The sequence below is a fragment of the Maridesulfovibrio zosterae DSM 11974 genome (genome assembly GCF_000425265.1).
Taxonomy (GTDB): Bacteria; Desulfobacterota; Desulfovibrionia; order Desulfovibrionales; family Desulfovibrionaceae; genus Maridesulfovibrio; species Maridesulfovibrio zosterae.
Genome location: NZ_AUDC01000010.1, coordinates 71,553 through 88,878, shown reverse-complemented (window position 1 = coordinate 88,878; position 17,326 = coordinate 71,553). Strand labels below are relative to the sequence as shown.

At 43.7% G+C, this 17,326-nt stretch carries 14 protein-coding genes; 5 read left to right on the top strand and 9 right to left on the bottom strand.

All coding sequences use genetic code 11. The annotated features are described in order from the left end of the window. The 6 genes from H589_RS0101020 to H589_RS0100995 form a co-directional block, all read right to left on the bottom strand. A complete protein-coding gene (locus H589_RS0101020) occupies positions 1-1,068 on the bottom strand; it encodes a GHMP family kinase ATP-binding protein (RefSeq protein ID WP_027720306.1) in 1,068 nt (355 codons plus the stop codon). Next, positions 1,065-1,787 (bottom strand): nucleotidyltransferase family protein, encoded by a 723-nt coding sequence (locus H589_RS0101015; RefSeq protein ID WP_027720305.1) that lies wholly within the window; start codon positions 1,785-1,787, stop codon positions 1,065-1,067. The genes H589_RS0101020 and H589_RS0101015 overlap by 4 nt, the downstream gene beginning before the upstream one ends. Before the next feature lie 12 nt (positions 1,788-1,799). Next, positions 1,800-2,738, bottom strand: a complete 939-nt coding sequence (locus tag H589_RS0101010) for an NAD-dependent epimerase/dehydratase family protein (protein WP_027720304.1) — start codon at positions 2,736-2,738, stop codon at positions 1,800-1,802. 152 nt (positions 2,739-2,890) lie between these two features. Further along, entirely contained in the window at positions 2,891-3,979 is a 1,089-nt protein-coding gene (locus H589_RS0101005) for a tRNA dihydrouridine synthase (RefSeq protein ID WP_245577008.1), read from the bottom strand. Positions 3,980-4,201: 222 nt separating this feature from the next. After that, entirely contained in the window at positions 4,202-6,100 is a 1,899-nt protein-coding gene (gene htpG, locus H589_RS0101000) for a molecular chaperone HtpG (protein WP_027720302.1), read from the bottom strand. Positions 6,101-6,225: 125 nt separating this feature from the next. Beyond that, positions 6,226-6,840, bottom strand: coding sequence for a MerR family transcriptional regulator (locus tag H589_RS0100995; protein WP_027720301.1), 615 nt, complete (start codon positions 6,838-6,840; stop codon positions 6,226-6,228). Positions 6,841-7,282: 442 nt separating this feature from the next. Between H589_RS0100995 and H589_RS0100990 the strand changes: the two genes are divergently transcribed. The 3 genes from H589_RS0100990 (at position 7,283) to folD (ending at position 10,661) form a co-directional block, all read left to right on the top strand. Further along, a complete protein-coding gene (locus tag H589_RS0100990) occupies positions 7,283-8,068 on the top strand; it encodes a type III pantothenate kinase (protein WP_027720300.1) in 786 nt (261 codons plus the stop codon). Positions 8,069-8,152: 84 nt separating this feature from the next. Continuing rightward, positions 8,153-9,448: a phosphopyruvate hydratase gene (gene eno, locus H589_RS0100985; protein WP_027720299.1), complete on the top strand. Its 1,296-nt coding sequence runs from the start codon at positions 8,153-8,155 to the stop codon at positions 9,446-9,448. Between the two features lie 349 nt (positions 9,449-9,797). Continuing rightward, positions 9,798-10,661, top strand: coding sequence for a bifunctional methylenetetrahydrofolate dehydrogenase/methenyltetrahydrofolate cyclohydrolase FolD (gene folD / locus H589_RS0100980; RefSeq protein ID WP_027720298.1), 864 nt, complete (start codon positions 9,798-9,800; stop codon positions 10,659-10,661). A 97-nt stretch (positions 10,662-10,758) separates the two neighbouring features. Here folD and H589_RS0100975 read toward each other — a convergent pair whose 3' ends face one another. Further along, entirely contained in the window at positions 10,759-11,946 is a 1,188-nt protein-coding gene (locus tag H589_RS0100975; protein WP_027720297.1) for an iron-containing alcohol dehydrogenase, read from the bottom strand. A gap of 253 nt (positions 11,947-12,199) precedes the next feature. Here H589_RS0100975 and H589_RS0100970 point away from each other — a divergent pair, with 253 nt between their 5' ends. Further along, a complete protein-coding gene (locus tag H589_RS0100970) occupies positions 12,200-13,012 on the top strand; it encodes an HD-GYP domain-containing protein (RefSeq protein ID WP_027720296.1) in 813 nt (270 codons plus the stop codon). 277 nt (positions 13,013-13,289) lie between these two features. Continuing rightward, on the top strand, positions 13,290-16,037 hold the full coding sequence (gene uvrA / locus H589_RS0100965) for an excinuclease ABC subunit UvrA (protein WP_027720295.1): 2,748 nt from the start codon (positions 13,290-13,292) through the stop codon (positions 16,035-16,037). 67 nt (positions 16,038-16,104) lie between these two features. Here uvrA and H589_RS0100960 read toward each other — a convergent pair whose 3' ends face one another. Both H589_RS0100960 and budA read right to left on the bottom strand, forming a co-directional pair. Then, positions 16,105-16,416, bottom strand: coding sequence for an Hpt domain-containing protein (locus H589_RS0100960; RefSeq protein WP_027720294.1), 312 nt, complete (start codon positions 16,414-16,416; stop codon positions 16,105-16,107). A gap of 53 nt (positions 16,417-16,469) precedes the next feature. Further along, positions 16,470-17,264, bottom strand: a complete 795-nt coding sequence (gene budA, locus H589_RS0100955; protein ID WP_051249564.1) for an acetolactate decarboxylase — start codon at positions 17,262-17,264, stop codon at positions 16,470-16,472. Positions 17,265-17,326 lie beyond the last annotated feature (62 nt).

Below are 17,326 nucleotides of genomic sequence, written 5' to 3'. Positions count from 1 at the left end.
TCAGGCCTTTAGGGAAGACAGTTCATAAAAGCCGTTGACGTCTTTACGGTTGTGCTCTTCTTCAAGAGCTCTGTAGTTATCGATTCTGGGGTCGTAAAAAATGATCTGGGAACCATTGCGGACAAAATCAAACGGGATATGCAAGAGTTCTTTGAGCTCTTGCCTGATGCATTTATGTTTCTCAGGTGGTGCGAAGAGTAGCAGAAATCCCCCGCCGCCTGCTCCGGTAAGCTTGCCTCCCATAGCACCCATTTTACGGGCCCGGGAATAAAGGTCATTGACCACAGGGTTAGCTACTTTGTCGCCAAGCTGCTTTTTGGCCTGCCATGTTTCATTCAATAATTCGCCAAAAAGGCAGATATCTCCGCCGTTAGTCAAAATATCTATTCCCTGCTTGACCATACCGTTCATGCGATGCAGGAGGTCGTGCTTGGCTTCAAGATCGTTAACAAAACTCTCGGCCACATCAGAAGCAGTGCGCATGATCCCAGTATAAAACAGCATAAGGTGGTCAGATAGTTCTGCCACCCTTGCTGGTGAAACTATCACCGGGTTGACAAAAATTTCCCCGTCCTTCCGGAACTCAATATGATTCAATCCTCCGTGGGCTGCAGCCATCTGGTCCTGGGAACCTACAGTTTCTTTGATCATATTCTGTTCGATATGGATAGATTCCATCCCCAGGCGATGAGGCTCAGCCATCTTGCCGCGCAGGGCATAGAGGGCGTTAAGCAGCCCTACGGTGAAGGACGAACTGGACCCCATTCCGCTACGTGCTGGCAGATCCCCATCGTGGTGAATTTCAAGACTATCGACAAAATTCATGTATCGCAATGTTTCGCGTACAGCGGGGTGCTGTAATTCGGAGAAATGCTGACACTGTTCCATTTTCGAATATACCAGACGAATTTTGTGTTCGAAGAATGGGGGCAGGTAACGAAGAGTGATGTAGCAGTATTTGTCAATGGCTGTAGACAAAACACTGCCACCATGTTTCATGTACCAAGCTGGATAATCCGTGCCTCCTCCAAAAAAAGAAACACGAAACGGGGTTCTACTGATAATCATTTAGTTTCTTGAATTCCTTTAAAAAATAATTTCGCTTCAGCATATGATTCCGGGGTGCCGATGTCGAGAAAAGAGGCGTTTACAGGAAAACCGAATAGTCCTTTGCCTATAAGGCCGGGAAAAATATTTTGCTCTATAGAGCAGGCATATCCGACAGGGACATCGCTCAATACTGATCTTTTCAATAGGTATATGCCCGCATTGATTAGGCCGCTTCCTGTATTGCCGCCTTTTTCCACAAAATTAGTAACCTGTTGTGAATCATCCAGATACACCCGTCCGTAGCGGGATGTATCATTCATTCTGGTAAGCAGTAACGAAGCTTCACGCAACTCTTTAAAAAACCATTTACTGTAAAGCGAGAGATCTGCTCCGCAATATGAATCACCGTTCAAGACCAGAAAAATATCTCCCTCAAGTTGCTCCATGGCCAGCCGGATACCGCCACCGGTTCCGAGCGGCTCATCTTCCTGAGCATAAGAAAGGCGCAGGGACCTATATTTCGATCCCAGCGCCTTTTTGATCATTTGTGCTTTGTAGCCTGTAGAGATGACTACTCTTGAAGAACCAGACTCGACCAGTTGATCTAGCAGGAAGGTTATATATGGCCTGCCCAGAACCTCAGCCAGAGGTTTCGGTCGATCGGCAACAACAGAACTCAATCTTGTACCTTTGCCGCCAGCAAGAATAATTACAGGTATGTCATTAAACTCTGTCATTTCGCTTCAAACCTAAGCGTTGGAGAACTGGTTAGGTTTAAGAATGCGATATCCTTTCAGCAGCTCCTGGATACCCATATCCAAATCATGGTCGGGAGACCAGCCCAGGGCTTCGATCTTGTCATTGGAAACAAGGTAATCGCGTTTATCCGGGTCTTCACCGATCGCTGCGGAATGGATGTAGAAACCTTCCACATGTTCGCCGATTTTTTCTGCCAATTGGCGTTTGGTCAGGTTGGCAGTGGAAAGTCCCACATTGAAAGGCTCGCCTTTCATTTTACCATAGTTTTCGATGCCCCAGATAAAAGCTTTAGCAACATCGCGGACATGGATATAATTGCGTCGGAAGTGGTCTTCGAACAGAATTACAGAGCGATTCTTGAAAGCCTGATATGTAAAATCGTTGACCAGCAGGTCCATGCGCATTCTTGGACTCATGCCGAACACTGTTGCCAGACGGAAAGTGACCGCTGTGCCCTTATCAAGAAATGCTTTCTCCACTTCAACCTTGCATATGCCGTATTCAGAAATGGGACGCAAAGGACTTTTCTCAGTGCAGTATGCATCCTTCTCACCTATGCCGTACCCTGAATTTGTAGTGGGGAAGATGACAGCCTGATCTTTAGATGTCTGGTTTACTATATGCATGTGTGCCTGCTTGTTAACCAAGTCGGTTACAGTGGGGTTCATCTTGCAGGCCGGCGCTCCGACAATTGCAGCCAATGGGATGATAATATCGTGCTGAGCGATCAGTTCGTCAACTAGGCTGTAATCGCAAATATCGCCTTTGATGAAATTGAAACTAGGATAGTGACAGCAATCCAAGAGTGGAGTTTGTCCGAAAAGTAGGTTGTCGAGAACAGTAACTTCATATCCCTTTGATAACAGGATGGGAACCAGGGTAGACCCCAGATATCCGGCACCGCCGGTAACAAGAATTTTCTCAGCCATTATTGCGAACTCCGTTTATATTATCTCTATTATTTCTGGTAGTTTGAAGGATATGCTTAATGTGTTGTCTACTTTGACTAACGTGGTACTAATAGCACATGGGGTTAACTATGTACACTAACAAAGATAGGATATTTTCTAGGGGTACTTACTTAGAGACTGTACAAGCTCATGTTGGGAGACTGGCTCAAGGACATGTTCGGCCTGATGTATTCTTTGGCCAACCGACGGACATCGTCCATGGTTTTTGCCGTGGAAAAGGAGGATTGCAGGCTGTGACCGAATCGGAAATTGGCTGCAAAATAGGCCATGAATAGCCGAAATCTTTTGATGCCTCGGATGGGATCGAACTCCTGTTCCAAAGCTGCTGCCAGACGCAGGACATAGTCTTGAAAAATATTGTCGTCAGGGGTAAAGTCTGCTGTCCATTGGGCAAAGATCCAGGGACGAGCCACGGCCATACGGCCAATGGATACGCCATCACAGCCTGTCGTATCAAGCATATTCTGACAGTGCTGCGTGGTTGTCACATCCCCATTACCAAAGACAGGAATGGAGACAGCTTCCTTTATGTGGCGGATGTGGTCAATTCTGGGGGGGCGGGTACGTTTGTCCGGGGCTACACGCGGGTGGAATACCAGACAATCGGCTCCTGCTGCCTCAAGATCTTTGGCTAGGGCTACTGCTGGGGCAATTTCCTTGGACCATCCTGTGCGGAATTTAACAAAAACAGGAATAGACACAGCCTTTCGTACCGCTTCTACCACCGCCATTGCTTTGTCTGGTGTCTTAAGTAGGGCAGCTCCCGCTTCGCGCTTGATCATTCCCCGTGCCGAGCATCCCATATTGATGTCTACGCCAAAGAAACCTTCGCGCTCCACGCGCTTAGCTGCAATTACAAATTCCTCTGGCGCGCTGCCTAACAATTGACAGACCAAGTTGGGAAGTTCCCACTCCTGCCACCGAAATACCGGGGATATCCGGGGATTCTCCGTTGGTACAGCCTTGGCGCTGCACATTTCCGTAAAGACCAGACCGCAGGAACCATAGTGGGCCAGAACCTGACGAAAGGCACTGTGGGTCAATCCTGCCATGGGAGCCAGCCACAGGCGGTTGGGGACGATTTTATTGCCAATGGCAATGGGAGTATTGAGTTGTGCAGCTAGCTTTGGAGAATAGGTAGGAATTGATTTGTTCATGGAATATGCAGGACTGGTTGTGGGGTTTATGGGATGAAGCACTACGTATACTCTTGTTGCTCACGGGGCAAGTATTGAGACTCTTCAATAATTATATCTATTTTTATAGTTAGAAAAAATTTAAAAAAGAATCGGCCAGTTTTTCCAGGTAATGTTCCGAGAAAAACTGGCCGATTTAATCTTCTTAATGGTCCCTTTAAAACTGTCTACTTGACGGGTGAGACGCCAGAACGAGACTTTCTATTTGTAATCTATTCTTATGTATTAGTCTTTTTCTTCAAGCTTAGCGTACCACCCGCCTGCTTTAGTCAGCAGGTTTTGAATCCGTCCAACCAAGGCATGAGGGTCGCTTAAGTATCCTTCAAGAAGGAGAGCTGATTCAAGGAGCTGTTTAGAGGAGAGTGCAATGAACTCATCATCAGCATTGGTTTTAAAGATATTCAACATGGAACGCAGCAGTGGATGATCAGCGTTGATTTCCATGGTCTTAGTTGGAATAGAGTTATCCTTGTTCATGGCTTTCATGATTTTTTCCATGGAGGAAGTCATAGCACCATCAGGATTAATCAGACGGCAGGGGGAGTCGGAAAGTCTTTCAGATATTTTAACCTCTGCAACCTGCTCGCCGAGAATTTCTTTCATCTTGGCGGCAAGAGCTTCCATATCCTTTTCCTGCTCGTCGGAAAGAGGCTCTGCTTCATTTTCTTTTTTTGCTGATTCAAACTTATCCAGCTTTTCAAGATCAGCGTATTCTGCTGCGACCAGAGTGAATTCACTATATTCACGTAAGGATTCCATGACGAATTCATCGATCGGCTCGTAAAGATATATTACTTCAATATCCTTGCTGCGGAAGATCTCAAGGTGAGGATTCAGGTTCGCAGCTTCACGGCTTGCAACAACTGAATAGTATATTTCTTTCTGATCTTCCTTAGCTCTTTCAATGTAATCATCAAAAGCAATAAGAGTCTCATCCTCAGCTTTAGAAGAATCAAAGCGCAGCAGTTTTGAATATTTATCTCTATTCAGGAAATCCATATGCCCGGCTTTGAAGATCTTCGAATGTGCTTTCCAGAATTGTGCATACTTTTCAGGATCATCTTTAGCTATTTTTTCAAGCTGTCCTAAAACCTGTTTAGTCAAAGTGGAGCTGATCTTTCCGATGAGCAGGTTGTCCTGAAGCGTTTCGCGGGATATATTCAGCGGTAGATCTTCAGTATCAACTACACCTTTGATGAAGCTAAGGTATTCGGGCAAGAGATTTTTGTTCTGCTTTTCGATAAGTACGCGACGTACGTAGAGGTCTAGTCCCCAGTTATCGCGGTCCATTCCGAAGATATCAAGGTCTTTTTCGGGAATGAAAAGAAGGCTGTTGAACTGAACCGGAGCATCGACGGAAAAGTGCAGTGTGCTTATAGGCGGCTGTGAGTCATAAGTCAGGAATTTATAAAATTCTTCGTATTGTTCCTGCTTAATCTGGAATTTAGGTTCGCGCCACAGAGCAGTTACGGTGTTAACCCTTTCTCCACCAATCATGATGGGGAAGGATACAAAATTTGAGTGTTTGGAAACGATATCTTTCAGCTTGCCTTCGGAGCCGAAGCGTTCAACCATATCTTCGTTGAGGAAAATTTCAATAGATGTTCCATGAGTAAGTTCTTCATCAAGGATACTCAGTTCATAGCTGTTTTTACCATCAGAAACCCACTGGATAGCAGCTTCACCGTCTTTGTATGATTTGGTGCGAACAATAACTTTATCTGAAACCATGAAAATAGAATAGAAGCCCACACCGAAGCGTCCGATAAGAGAGTCTAAGCTTTCTTTTGACTCCGCTGCCTGTTTGACAAATTCTGCTGAACCAGAATGGGCGATGGTTCCTATGTTGGCCATGACTTCTTCTTTAGTCATGCCGAGACCTGTATCTTTTACGATTACGGATTTGTTTTCTTCATTGTAGGAAATAGTGATTTCCGGTTCAATTTCATCATTAAGATCAGGCTCGCTGTTGATGGCAAAACGCATTTTATCAAGAGCATCGGATGCGTTGGAAATAATTTCCCGCAGAAAGATTTCGCGGTTGGTGTAGAGAGAGTGGACCAGAATGTCCAGCAATTGGTTAACTTCAGCTTTAAATTCGAATTTTTCAGTCTGTGTAGTCATTGTTATCCTCCAATAAACATAAAATTCCTTCCAGCTATCTTTCGAGAACTGAAAGGGAAAATGAGATGTTAAGTATAAGGTAAGCTTGGTTACACCATGGGGTAAGGTGTATATGCTTGCTAAGTCTATTTAGTTACGGCTTTGAGCTTGTCAAGGAGGTATTTTTCCATTTCACGCCGATCCTTGCGCAGTCTGACCAGTTCTGATTCCATAATAGAAAGTTTCTCTTTTAACAGTTCATTCTCAGTTTTTAAACCGTCAATGGATTCTCCCTGATCGTTTAAGTCCTGAGTAGCTTTGTCCATACAAGTTCTTATGTCTTCAGGCAAAGCATTTGCTCCGGGCATGCAGGACATAAGTCCTTGTAGCCCTTCGTTGATGGATTTAGCAATTTCTGCTCCCATTGCTGCAGCCATCTGTATTGCCGGATCAAGATTAACCTGTTGCATCTGTGCCGGAAAGTCTGCATCAGGTTGAACATCTTCATGATTAATAGTTACATTTAGGGGATATTTTTTTGACAGTTCTGACATTACATCTTCAGCTGTATGCCCCAGTTTAAGCATTGAGGAAATTATTTTAAAAATTTCAACAGCTTCAGGTTTGAATCTTTTTTGTCTATTTCTGCCTGTGCTTGGCAGGTATTGAGCAAATCTGTTTTTCCAGTAGTGGAGAGTAGATTCGGGAACTTCCAGAAGGCGGGATATTTCAGCTATGGATAAAAGTTTTTTGTCCGGCACGTTTATGCTCCGCATTTTCAATTAAGTTGAACCATTAATATCAGTAGCATTATTTTCAAAATTAATTTCAATTTCGTTTTTAGTCAATAAACTATCAATTTCTTACACAAATGTTGCAAAGTGAACATTTTTGTGTTCGAAAAAGATAATTACCTCCCATTGATTACTCTTGCATAATGGAGTAGGCGACATTCAGGTTTATACATTTTACTGTATTTGTGTCTTAAAAGAAACAGTAATTATGTTTTTAGTTTTTCCGGAGTATGTTATCTTTTGCCTCCATCTGATTAAAAGAAGTGTTTTGCTATGTTTTCAACATAGCAGCTTGGGGCAGGTAATTAAAATGATCACTGTTATTTATGGATAGTTGGAGCATCTTCTTAAAGAGTTTAAAGCTCAGACAGGGGTGTTTTAATCATCCAATAAAGTTTAAGGCTCTTATATGTCTAAAGATACTATTTTACTTTTTGATGTAGGTAATACCAATACTAAGATTGGATTCTCTACCTATGATAAGATAGGGCCTTCTTTTGTACTGCCGACTGATCCCGGTGGCACTTCTGATTCATGGGGGCTGAAGCTTTTGGAGATCTGCCGGGTGGCGGGTTATTCAACCGAAGATATACTCGGTGGTGCGGTCTCGTCAGTTGTTCCGCCCATGAATCCTATTCTTAAAAGCGCAGTAGAAAGATTCTTTCCCTGTGAACTTAAATTTGTACCTAGTTCTATTCCCCTTACGCTTAACAATAAATATGAGCGGCCGTGGGAAGTTGGTGCTGACAGGCTGGTAACTGCTTTTGCCGCGCGTAATATCAGTGAAAGCAGGAGTTTAATTGTTGTGGACTTCGGTACTGCAACAACTTTTGATTGTGTGGTAGACAATGATTACATGGGTGGTCTCATCTGTCCGGGAGTGCTGTCTTCCACTAAAGCTCTTGCAACAGGCACTGCAAAACTGCCGCATATTTCGCTTGAAATCGAGTCTAATGTTATAAGACCCGGTAAAAGCACTGCCGATAGCCTTAATCAAGGGCTTATTTTTGGATTTGCTGCTATGGTTGAAGGACTTAGTGAGCGACTTGGCAATACTTTGGGAGGTGAGGTGGAACTAATCGCCACCGGAGGATTTGCCACTAGAATTGCTGAAGTCTGCCGTGCTATTGATCGTGTGGAGCCTACTCTTCTTTTAGACGGGTTACGCATGGGGTGGTTCGGCGTAGAAGAATAGTTTAGTTGTAGGTTTTTGCCGGGGCGGTTCCGGCATTTCCAAGTAACCGGAAAATGTGTTGATTAATTTTCAAGGAGAAATGTCATGAGTACTATTGTAGCTGTTTGGGCTAGAGAAATTCTTGATTCCAGAGGTAACCCCACAATTGAGGTTGAAGTAGTTCTCGAATCCGGCGCAACAGGTCGCGCAGCTGTTCCTTCCGGAGCATCTACCGGTACCCGTGAAGCCCTTGAGCTTCGTGACGGAGACAAAGACCGTTTCGGAGGTAAAGGCGTACAGGTTGCTGTAGCCAATGTCCGTGAAGAAATAGCTGAAGCCCTTGTTGGTCAGGATGCTCTGCGTCAGGTTTCTATCGACAACCTGCTTATAGAATTGGATGGAACTGAGAATAAAGAAAGACTTGGTGCAAACGCAATGCTCGGCGTATCCATGGCTGTTGCAAGAGCTGCTGCAAACCTGCTGGGTATTCCTCTTTATCAGTATCTTGGCGGTGTTAACGGTAAGCTGCTGCCTGTTCCTATGATGAATATCATTAATGGCGGCGAGCATGCTCCTAATAACTTGGATATTCAGGAATTTATGATCATGCCTGTGGGAGCTGAAACTTTTGCTGAAGCTCTGCGCATGGGTGCTGAAATTTTCCACACCCTTAAAGGTATTCTCGCTGCTGACGGTCACAACACCGCAGTAGGTGATGAAGGTGGATTTGCTCCTAACCTTGAGTCTCATGCTCAGGCTTTCGAATACATTATGAAAGCTATTGAAAAAGCTGGTTACCGTCCCGGTGTTGATGTTGCACTGGCAATTGATGCTGCTGCTTCTGAATTCTATAAAGACGGTAAATACGTTCTCGAAGGTGAAGGCAAAGAATTCACAGCTGAAGAAATGATTGAATTCTATTCTGATTTTGTTGAGCGTTTCCCGCTGATTTCCATCGAAGACGGCCTTGCTGAAGGCGACTGGGACGGCTGGGTAAAAATGACTGATGAACTCGGTGAACAAATTCAGCTTGTTGGCGATGACCTTTTCGTAACCAACCCTGAAATTCTTGCTGAAGGTATTGAACGCGGAGCATGTAACTCTATTCTGATCAAATTGAACCAGATTGGAACTGTTACTGAAACTCTCGATACCATGGAACTTGCTAAAACTGCCGGTTATACCAACGTCGTATCCCATCGTTCCGGTGAAACCAGCGACCACTTCATTGCTGACCTCGCAGTAGGCCTCAATGCAGGACAGATCAAGACCGGTTCTCTGTGCCGCAGTGACCGCCTTGCTAAATACAACCAGCTCCTGCGCATTGAAGAAGATCTTGAAGATGATGGAATCTACTACGGTCCAGCTCTTAAAGAAGCTTTCTTCGGCGAAGAAGATTAATAAAAAGCTACTTTGTGTCCGGAGGTATAACTTTTTTAAAATTTATACCTCCGGACTTATTGATTTTTTTAACAGGCTTCATCCTATTCGGGGAGGAAGTCTTTTTTATATCCAGTTATTCTGTCGACGCTCATTTGTCTCAGTCCGGCTCTCTTACATGTGTCCTTGCCAGTTTTCGAAAATTTACTTAGTACATTTTTTAAAACTTTGTTTTAAGCTGATCTCAATTGATTTTTTTGGGATTCTTAAACCCTTTTGCACAAAGGGATTAAGCCCTCGGATATTCGCCGGAGGCATGTCTTTCATTCTTAAATAGCGCGTAGCGCACTGAAACTGCGGAGTGTATAAAATGCAGATTTTGAATGGTAAAGAAACAGCCCTTACTATCCGTGAAGAGCTGAAAGTTGAAATAGATGCACTGAAAGCAAAGCACGGGAGAGCACCCGGTCTTGCCGTTATACTTGTAGGTGAAGATCCTGCATCTCAGGTTTATGTTCGTAACAAGGAAATTGCTTGTGAAAAGGCTGGTATTGTTTCTTCTGCTCATAGAATAGACGCTAGCGTTTCACAGGAAGATCTTGAAGCATTAATTAATAAACTTAATGCTGATGAAACCATTGATGGTATTCTTTTACAGCTTCCACTGCCTAAAGGTCTGGACAGTCAACGCTGTCTTGAACTGATTGATCCGGGTAAAGATGTTGATGGCTTTCACCCTATGAATGTAGGTAAGCTTATGCTTGGCCTTCCCGGTTTTCGTTCCTGCACCCCTGCGGGCATCATGACTTTGCTGGAACGCTACAACCTGCCCACTTCCGGTAAAAAAGCTGTTGTGGTCGGACGTTCCAATATTGTAGGAAAACCTTTGGCTATGATGCTTATGCAGTATGGTGATTTTGCAAATGCCACAGTCACAGTGTGTCATTCCCGTACTGATAATCTGGCAGAAGAAGTTAAAGCAGCCGATTTTGTCTTCGCAGCTATAGGTATGCCTAAATTCATCACTAAAGATATGGTTAAGGAAGGCGCAGTAGTAATCGATGTGGGTATCAACCGCACCGATGAAGGTCTGGTCGGTGACTGTGACTACGCAGCACTTGAACCGCTCGCCAGTGCCATGACCCCTGTTCCCGGTGGAGTCGGCCCTATGACCATCGCTCAGCTTTTGATCAATACCGTTCAGGCTTTTAAAGAGCATGTCGGGGATTCGTAGAGCTGGATTTATATAGTTTGTTATTTGATAAAAACCTCCCTCTTCAAGTGAAGCAGGGAGGTTTTTTCTTGGAATAGTTAAATTAAAATTGGTAATATTAAGCTTCGAAAACCTTTTCAAAAATACCGATGCACTCTTCCTTGCTCATTGCGTATGGATCGAGAGTGAACAGGAATCCCATAGCATTCATAGCATTATCGGCGAGGGCCGGAGCTTGCGATTTTTCCAGATTAAAGTCGTTAATATTCAGTCCGTCACAGCCGATATCCTTGATCAGTTTTTTCAGGGCAGTAACAAATGCCATTGGCCGCTCATTTTCCGGCAGAGCATCTACGTCAACTCCCATTGCCTTTGCGAGAGCCGGAAATCTTTCGGGTACTTTTTCAGCCATAAAAGTAAAGTACGGGACACTTAGCATAATTAATCCTGCTCCATGGGTTACAGACGGGTCGAAGGCTGAGAGTGCGTGCTCCATAGAGTGCTGCGAAATGCAGCTTGATGTGGACTCAACCATACCTGACTGAGTGCTGGCCCATGCTAATGCGGTACGTGCTTCTATGTCGGAGCCGTCTTTTACCGCTTTAGGAAGATTTTCAGTAATCAGCTTTACTGAGCTGAGTGAGAAAAGGTCACTGGCTGGCTGGTTGACATTTGCCAGATACCCTTCTGCCGCATGAAAGAATGCATCCATGCCTTGATAAGCCGTCAAATGCGGAGGAAGGCTGAGCATAAGTTCCGGGTCGACAATGGCGATTACCGGGAAAGTGTCCTTAGTGCCGAACCCGATTTTCTCTTGAGTTTCCATGTTGGTTATAACGGTCCATGGATCAGCTTCGGTGCCTGTTCCTGCTGTGGTAGGTATGGCGATCAGCGGTAGAGCTTTTTCTGTAACAGGCTGTCCTTTTCCTGATCCTCCGCCGATGTAATCCCAGTAATGTCCGGGATTGTTAACCATGATGGCAATGGACTTTGCAGAGTCAATGGGGCTTCCGCCGCCAAGACCGATGATGAAGTCGCAACCTTGTTCACGGGCGAGGGCCGCTCCTTCCATGACATGGTCGACAATGGGGTTAGGGAGAATTTTGTTGAATATGACTGATTCAACTCCATGCTCCTTGAGAGCTGCAAGGACTTTATCCAGATAGCCGAATTTGATTACAGATTTACCTGCGGTTGTTACAATCAGAGCTTTTTTACCCGGCAGATCAACTGTTGCCAATTCTTTGATACGACCCGGGCCGAAGATAATGTTGGTAGGAATGTGGAAATTAAATGAAGAATTCATAGTATACCCCTTTATTTTTTGTTTTTTATTCTGAATTATTGTTTAAGCTTAGTCATGATTGGTTTTCGGTAAATCAGATATTTGGATGATTCCTCAATCTTATTTGTTTCTGTAGCAGTCTTATGATTCTGACAATGAATAGTACAGCAAGCAAAGCTTCGTGCAAATCGTTTTTTGCTTTTTTATTTAGGTGGCAGTACTGTGGCTCGGAATGCATACTAAATCAATTCACTCTTAACTGCGAGATTGACACATGGACGGATTAACCGAGCTGTTAGCTTGTATTCAGGATATTTCAGGTGGAAATTTTTCTAATGATATTATGGAACTTACTTCTGATAAATATGATCCATTTATCCGTGAAGTGGCGGAGTCCGTGGGGCTAATGATGGTTCGCATCGAAGCTCGTGAGTTTGCGCTGGAGCAGGCTAATGATGATCTGAAATGTAATATTATTGCTACGGTCAAGGCTGTCGCGCGTGGATTAAGTCTGCGTGATCCGTATACTCGCGGGCATGGTGAGCGGGTTGGTCGTTATTGTGAGCGTCTTGCGCGGAGACTGGAGTGGTCTAAGGAAGAGATATGGACTGTTCAAGTCGCTGGAACTTTGCATGATATAGGTAAAATCGGTTTCAGTGACCGGCTGATACAGAATGAAGATACAAGAGTTGATGACGAGATGCTGAATGAAATACGTATGCACTCTGAGTGGGGATATTGTATGCTTAGAGGGCTTAGTTTTTTAGGTCCTGCCATTGAATTTGTGCATTCACATCATGAACGGCTGGATGGAACAGGTTATCCATGTGGGTTAAAAGGTGACGAGATAAAGCAAGGTTCAAGAGTTCTCAGTATTGCAGATGTTTTCGATGCGATTACCACCAATCGTTCATATCAAGATGCTATGGATTTGGAGAAGGCTTTTTCTATTCTGCGAAAACTGGCTGGTCCAGCTCTTGATCCAGAACTGGTTGAGCAGTTTATTCAAGAGATTAATGAAAATGGGCTTGAAGATGTTGAAGATAATTTTACGACCTGTGCAGTAAAAAAATGTTCGTTGCCATAGTTATATAAACATTTTTGCTGAAGTAGATTTTTCATAGGTTCGGAAATAGAAAGATATATAATAAATAATTGATAATCATTCCTGTTATACTTGCCATTAATCAAGAAGTGTTTATTCTTTCACCTCACTCATTAAAAATCAAAACGGCCTAACCAGGATTCTTAGATTCGCAATTCCTTTTTATTACAAATCAGCAGGATAATCCCGCAAGGTACTGATAAAAAAGAAGTGCATCGACAAGGATCTAGATGATCATGTTAGGTTTTGAAGGCATCATATGAAGAAAAAGACAATACATATTGAAGGTGCTCGTCAGCACAACCTTAAAAATTTAAGCCTTGATATTCCCCGAGATGAGCTGGTCGTTGTTTGCGGCCCCTCCGGTTCTGGAAAATCTACTCTGTCTTTTGACATTGTTTATGCCGAGGGACAGCGGAGGTACGTTGAGTCTCTTTCGGCGTATGCCAGACAGTTTCTCCCGCAGCTTGATAAGCCTAAGGTTGATAAGATTGAAGGTTTATCCCCAGCTATTTCGCTTGAGCAGCAGTCAACATCGCGTAACCCTCGTTCAACCGTAGGTACTGTCACTGAAATTTATGATTTTTTGCGTGTTTTTTTTGCCAGACTTGGGCTTTTTCATTGTCCTGAGTGCGGTGACCCTATTGAGGCACAAAGTTCTGATGAGATTCTTGAGCGCATAATGTCCCTAGATGAGGGAACTAAGTTTATGCTGCTTGCTCCCCTTATAGATCATCAGAAAGGTACGCACAAAGATCTTATGAAAAAGCTTAAGAAAGAAGGCTTCGTGCGTGTACGGGTGGACGGGCAGATGTACACCATAGATGATGTTCCTGATCTTGAGAAAAATAAGAAGCATAATATTGATCTTGTTGTGGATCGTTTGGTAATTAAAGGTGATATGAAAAAGCGTCTGGGTGATTCTTTGGAACTTGCTCTGCGCTATGGGGATGAGTCTATCGTAGTTTCTGTTATCGGTGGTGAGGATATTTATCTGTCGACTATGTCGACCTGTCCTTCATGTAAAATCAGTATGCCGAAACTTTCCCCTCAGCTTTTTTCATTTAACAGCCCGCAGGGAGCATGTCAGGTTTGCTCAGGAATAGGCAGTGTAGAATATTATGAACCTGAATTGCTTGCTCCCAACAAAGGATTATCGCTCAAAACGGGAGCAGTTATTCCGTGGAAATCTCCTAAAATGTTCGAGCGCTACGAGGATATTTTCCGTAAGTTAGGTAAAAAATGCGGTTTTAAGGTTGATACACCAATCAGTGAGTTTTCAAAGGCCGCACATGATGCGCTGTTTTATGGCGATAAAGAACTTGGGTGGGAAGGTGTTGTCGATCTGTTGGAGGTAGGCCGTAATTTAGGTCGTATCTGGCGTGATGAGCTTTCTCGTTTTCGGCAGTCCCGTCCTTGTCCTGCCTGTGACGGGGCAAGATTGCGTCCTGAATCTCTTGCCGTAAAAGTCGAAGGTGTTTCCATTGCTGAATTTTGTTCAATGTCTATCAGCAAGGCTCTTAACTGGCTGGAAAAACTTGAATTTCAAGGTCATGATTTACTTATAGCCGAGCCTTTGCTGAAAGAGCTTACCCACAGGCTTGGATTTATGGTTAATGTCGGTCTTGATTATCTGAATCTGGGCCGTAATATGGCAACTCTTTCAGGTGGTGAGGCTCAGCGGATCAGGCTTGCAGGACAGCTTGGTTCAGGTCTTGTGGGAGTGACCTATGTACTTGATGAGCCTTCCATAGGGCTTCATCCTCGTGATAATGAACGACTTCTTGAGACTCTGCGCTCCCTGCAAACCAGAGGTAATACAGTTCTGGTAGTTGAGCATGATGAATCTACTATCCGTAATGCTGATCATGTGATCGAGCTTGGTCCCGGTTCAGGTATGCTTGGCGGGGAAATTGTATATCAGGGGAGTGTGGATGACCTGCTTGGCAAGTCTCAGTCTTTGACTGCAAAATATCTTCGCGGAGAGCTTGCTCTGGATAAGCCTGATGAACGGCGCATTCCAAAAGACTGGATTAAGCTTAAGGGCGTTGAAACTAACAATCTTAAGAATATTGATGTGGACATACCGCTGGGTGTCCTTTGCTGTTTTACCGGTGTCTCCGGTTCAGGTAAAAGTTCGCTGGTAGTAGATTCCATGTATAAACATCTTGCACTTTCACGAGGCGTGAAAGTTGATCAGCCCGGACGTATTTCAGGTATAGACGGCATTGATAAAATTGAAAAAGTTATTTCAATTGATCAGTCTCCTATAGGCCGAACCCCTCGTTCTAATCCTGCAACCTATACCAAGATTTTTGACGATATACGGAAAGTTTTTTGTGCAACCAAGGAAGCAAGGAAGCGTGGCTATAAACCAGGGCGTTTCAGTTTCAACGTGCGCGGCGGACGCTGCGAAGCATGTCGTGGTGATGGGCAGATCAGAGTTGAAATGCATTTTCTGCCTGATGTTTACGTGACCTGTGATGTCTGCAAAGGCAAGCGCTACAATAGCCAGACTCTTGAAGTTGACTATAAAGGGCTCAATATTGCTGAGGTCCTTAATATGACCGTGCGCCAAGCTAAAGTTTTTTTTGAAAATCACGTGACTTTGAAACGCAGACTTGAAGTGTTGGAACAGGTCGGGCTTGAGTATGTTCAATTGGGACAGCCTGCAACCACACTTTCCGGTGGAGAAGCACAGCGTATTAAAATTTCACGTGAGCTGGGGAAAAGAAGCCTTCCAGGGGCGTTATATATTCTTGATGAACCGACGACTGGTTTGCATATGCACGAGGTTGGTAAGCTGATCAAAGTTTTGCAGCAGCTTGTTGAGAAGGGTGCTACCGTGATTGTTATCGAGCATAACACCGACGTGATTAAGGCTTCCGACTATGTGTTTGATTTAGGTCCAGGGGGAGGTGAGTCTGGCGGGCAGATTGTTGCAAAAGGTACCCCTGAAGAGATTATTGCAAACCCAGATTCTGTGACCGGAAAATTTTTGCTTTAAAAGCAGAACTGACTTTTGATTAAAATAAAACCGCACAAACTTTAGTAACTATAGTTTGTGCGGTTACTTAATCCATTTCAACGTATTCAATTTCAAGATTGCTAAGAAAAAAGCGAATTTCTGATGTGAATTCAGGAACATTGCTTATGTCCTTGTCAGTTGCTTTGTCTTCAATGAGAGTCCCAAGACGGGTGAGTTCATCAAAACCATATGCTGATCCGGTCCCTTTAAGTTTGTGGGCGAGCATTCTGATTTGTTCGAAATTTTCAGCCTGAACAGCTTCTTCTAGTTCAATGAGCTCTTTTTGTCTGATCTCAAGATACCTTGGCATGATTTCTTCAAGGTCTTCATCTACTTTGATTACTATTTGTTTGTGCATATTTTTCTCCGAGGCAGCTTGTGGACGATGAAATAAATCTTCTTATACAAATATTAATCTTTACTAGGATTTTTTTCTACTTTTTTTAATTCTTTTTCTTTGTCTTTAGTCAGGTCTGCGTCCAGAAAGCTTGTTGTTTCAGGTAATTGCAGTGAAAAATTGTTGTAATTTCCTACTTTGGCTGCAAGGTTGCGAAATGAGCAGTCCAGAACATGTCCGCCGGCAGTACGGTCTTTCGTTATGAAATGCCAATGATAACCGGAAACCCCAATTCCTTTGACATAAGCCGGGCTTTTGATACCGATGAGCGATCCTTCAATCTTACTGAATTTAAATATATGCTGTTCTTTTACAGCTTCAACTAGAGGGCGGTATGGTTTTTGTTGGGCTGGGACACTTCTGGTTCGTACTGATTCAAATGTACCATCAATACGGATGGTATAAAAAATATTTTCAGATCCCAGCGCTTTGGTAATTTGTTCGTTTAGATTTTCCAGTGATTTCGAAGAGTCTATTTTAATTATTGAGTCTGTTTTAAAGAAAACAGCTTCAGCAAAAGGGGAGCGTTGAGATTGCTCGACCTCAACTGCTTTGCCGTCTGCTTTTGCTTTAAAAATTTTACCATCAATAAAGATCATTTCGCCATCAAGACTGTTAAACGTTCCAAGTCCTGTGTCTCCGTGTTTCTGCAATTCTACAGCTGTAAGCTCGCCGTCATAGTTACCAATGAGTAGTGAGTCTATCGTTGAATATTGGTAGAGTGTATTGTCTGCCTGTGCCAGGCTGCACAGAAATAAAAATAAAATTGCCGTCAGTATAGAAACAGATCTTTTTTTTGTATTAATCATTATTTTCGTTTGGTGGGAGAATTGTAAGAGAGAACTTGGTGCTTATTGTCAGGTCTGCAGGA

Excerpts from the sequence above, each read along its gene's own strand:
- uvrA (WP_027720295.1), top strand. The coding sequence starts at position 13,290 with ATGAAGAAAAAGACAATACATATTGAAGGTGCTCGTCAGCACAACCTT.
- folD (WP_027720298.1), top strand. The coding sequence starts at position 9,798 with ATGCAGATTTTGAATGGTAAAGAAACAGCCCTTACTATCCGTGAAGAG.
- htpG (WP_027720302.1), bottom strand. The coding sequence starts at position 6,100 with ATGACTACACAGACTGAAAAATTCGAATTTAAAGCTGAAGTTAACCAA.
- H589_RS0100975 (WP_027720297.1), bottom strand. The coding sequence starts at position 11,946 with ATGAATTCTTCATTTAATTTCCACATTCCTACCAACATTATCTTCGGC.
- H589_RS0100970 (WP_027720296.1), top strand. The coding sequence starts at position 12,200 with ATGGACGGATTAACCGAGCTGTTAGCTTGTATTCAGGATATTTCAGGT.
- H589_RS0101015 (WP_027720305.1), bottom strand. The coding sequence starts at position 1,787 with ATGACAGAGTTTAATGACATACCTGTAATTATTCTTGCTGGCGGCAAA.
- H589_RS0101010 (WP_027720304.1), bottom strand. The coding sequence starts at position 2,738 with ATGGCTGAGAAAATTCTTGTTACCGGCGGTGCCGGATATCTGGGGTCT.
- H589_RS0100990 (WP_027720300.1), top strand. The coding sequence starts at position 7,283 with ATGTCTAAAGATACTATTTTACTTTTTGATGTAGGTAATACCAATACT.
- eno (WP_027720299.1), top strand. The coding sequence starts at position 8,153 with ATGAGTACTATTGTAGCTGTTTGGGCTAGAGAAATTCTTGATTCCAGA.
- budA (WP_051249564.1), bottom strand. The coding sequence starts at position 17,264 with ATGATTAATACAAAAAAAAGATCTGTTTCTATACTGACGGCAATTTTA.
- H589_RS0100960 (WP_027720294.1), bottom strand. The coding sequence starts at position 16,416 with ATGCACAAACAAATAGTAATCAAAGTAGATGAAGACCTTGAAGAAATC.
- H589_RS0101020 (WP_027720306.1), bottom strand. The coding sequence starts at position 1,068 with ATGATTATCAGTAGAACCCCGTTTCGTGTTTCTTTTTTTGGAGGAGGC.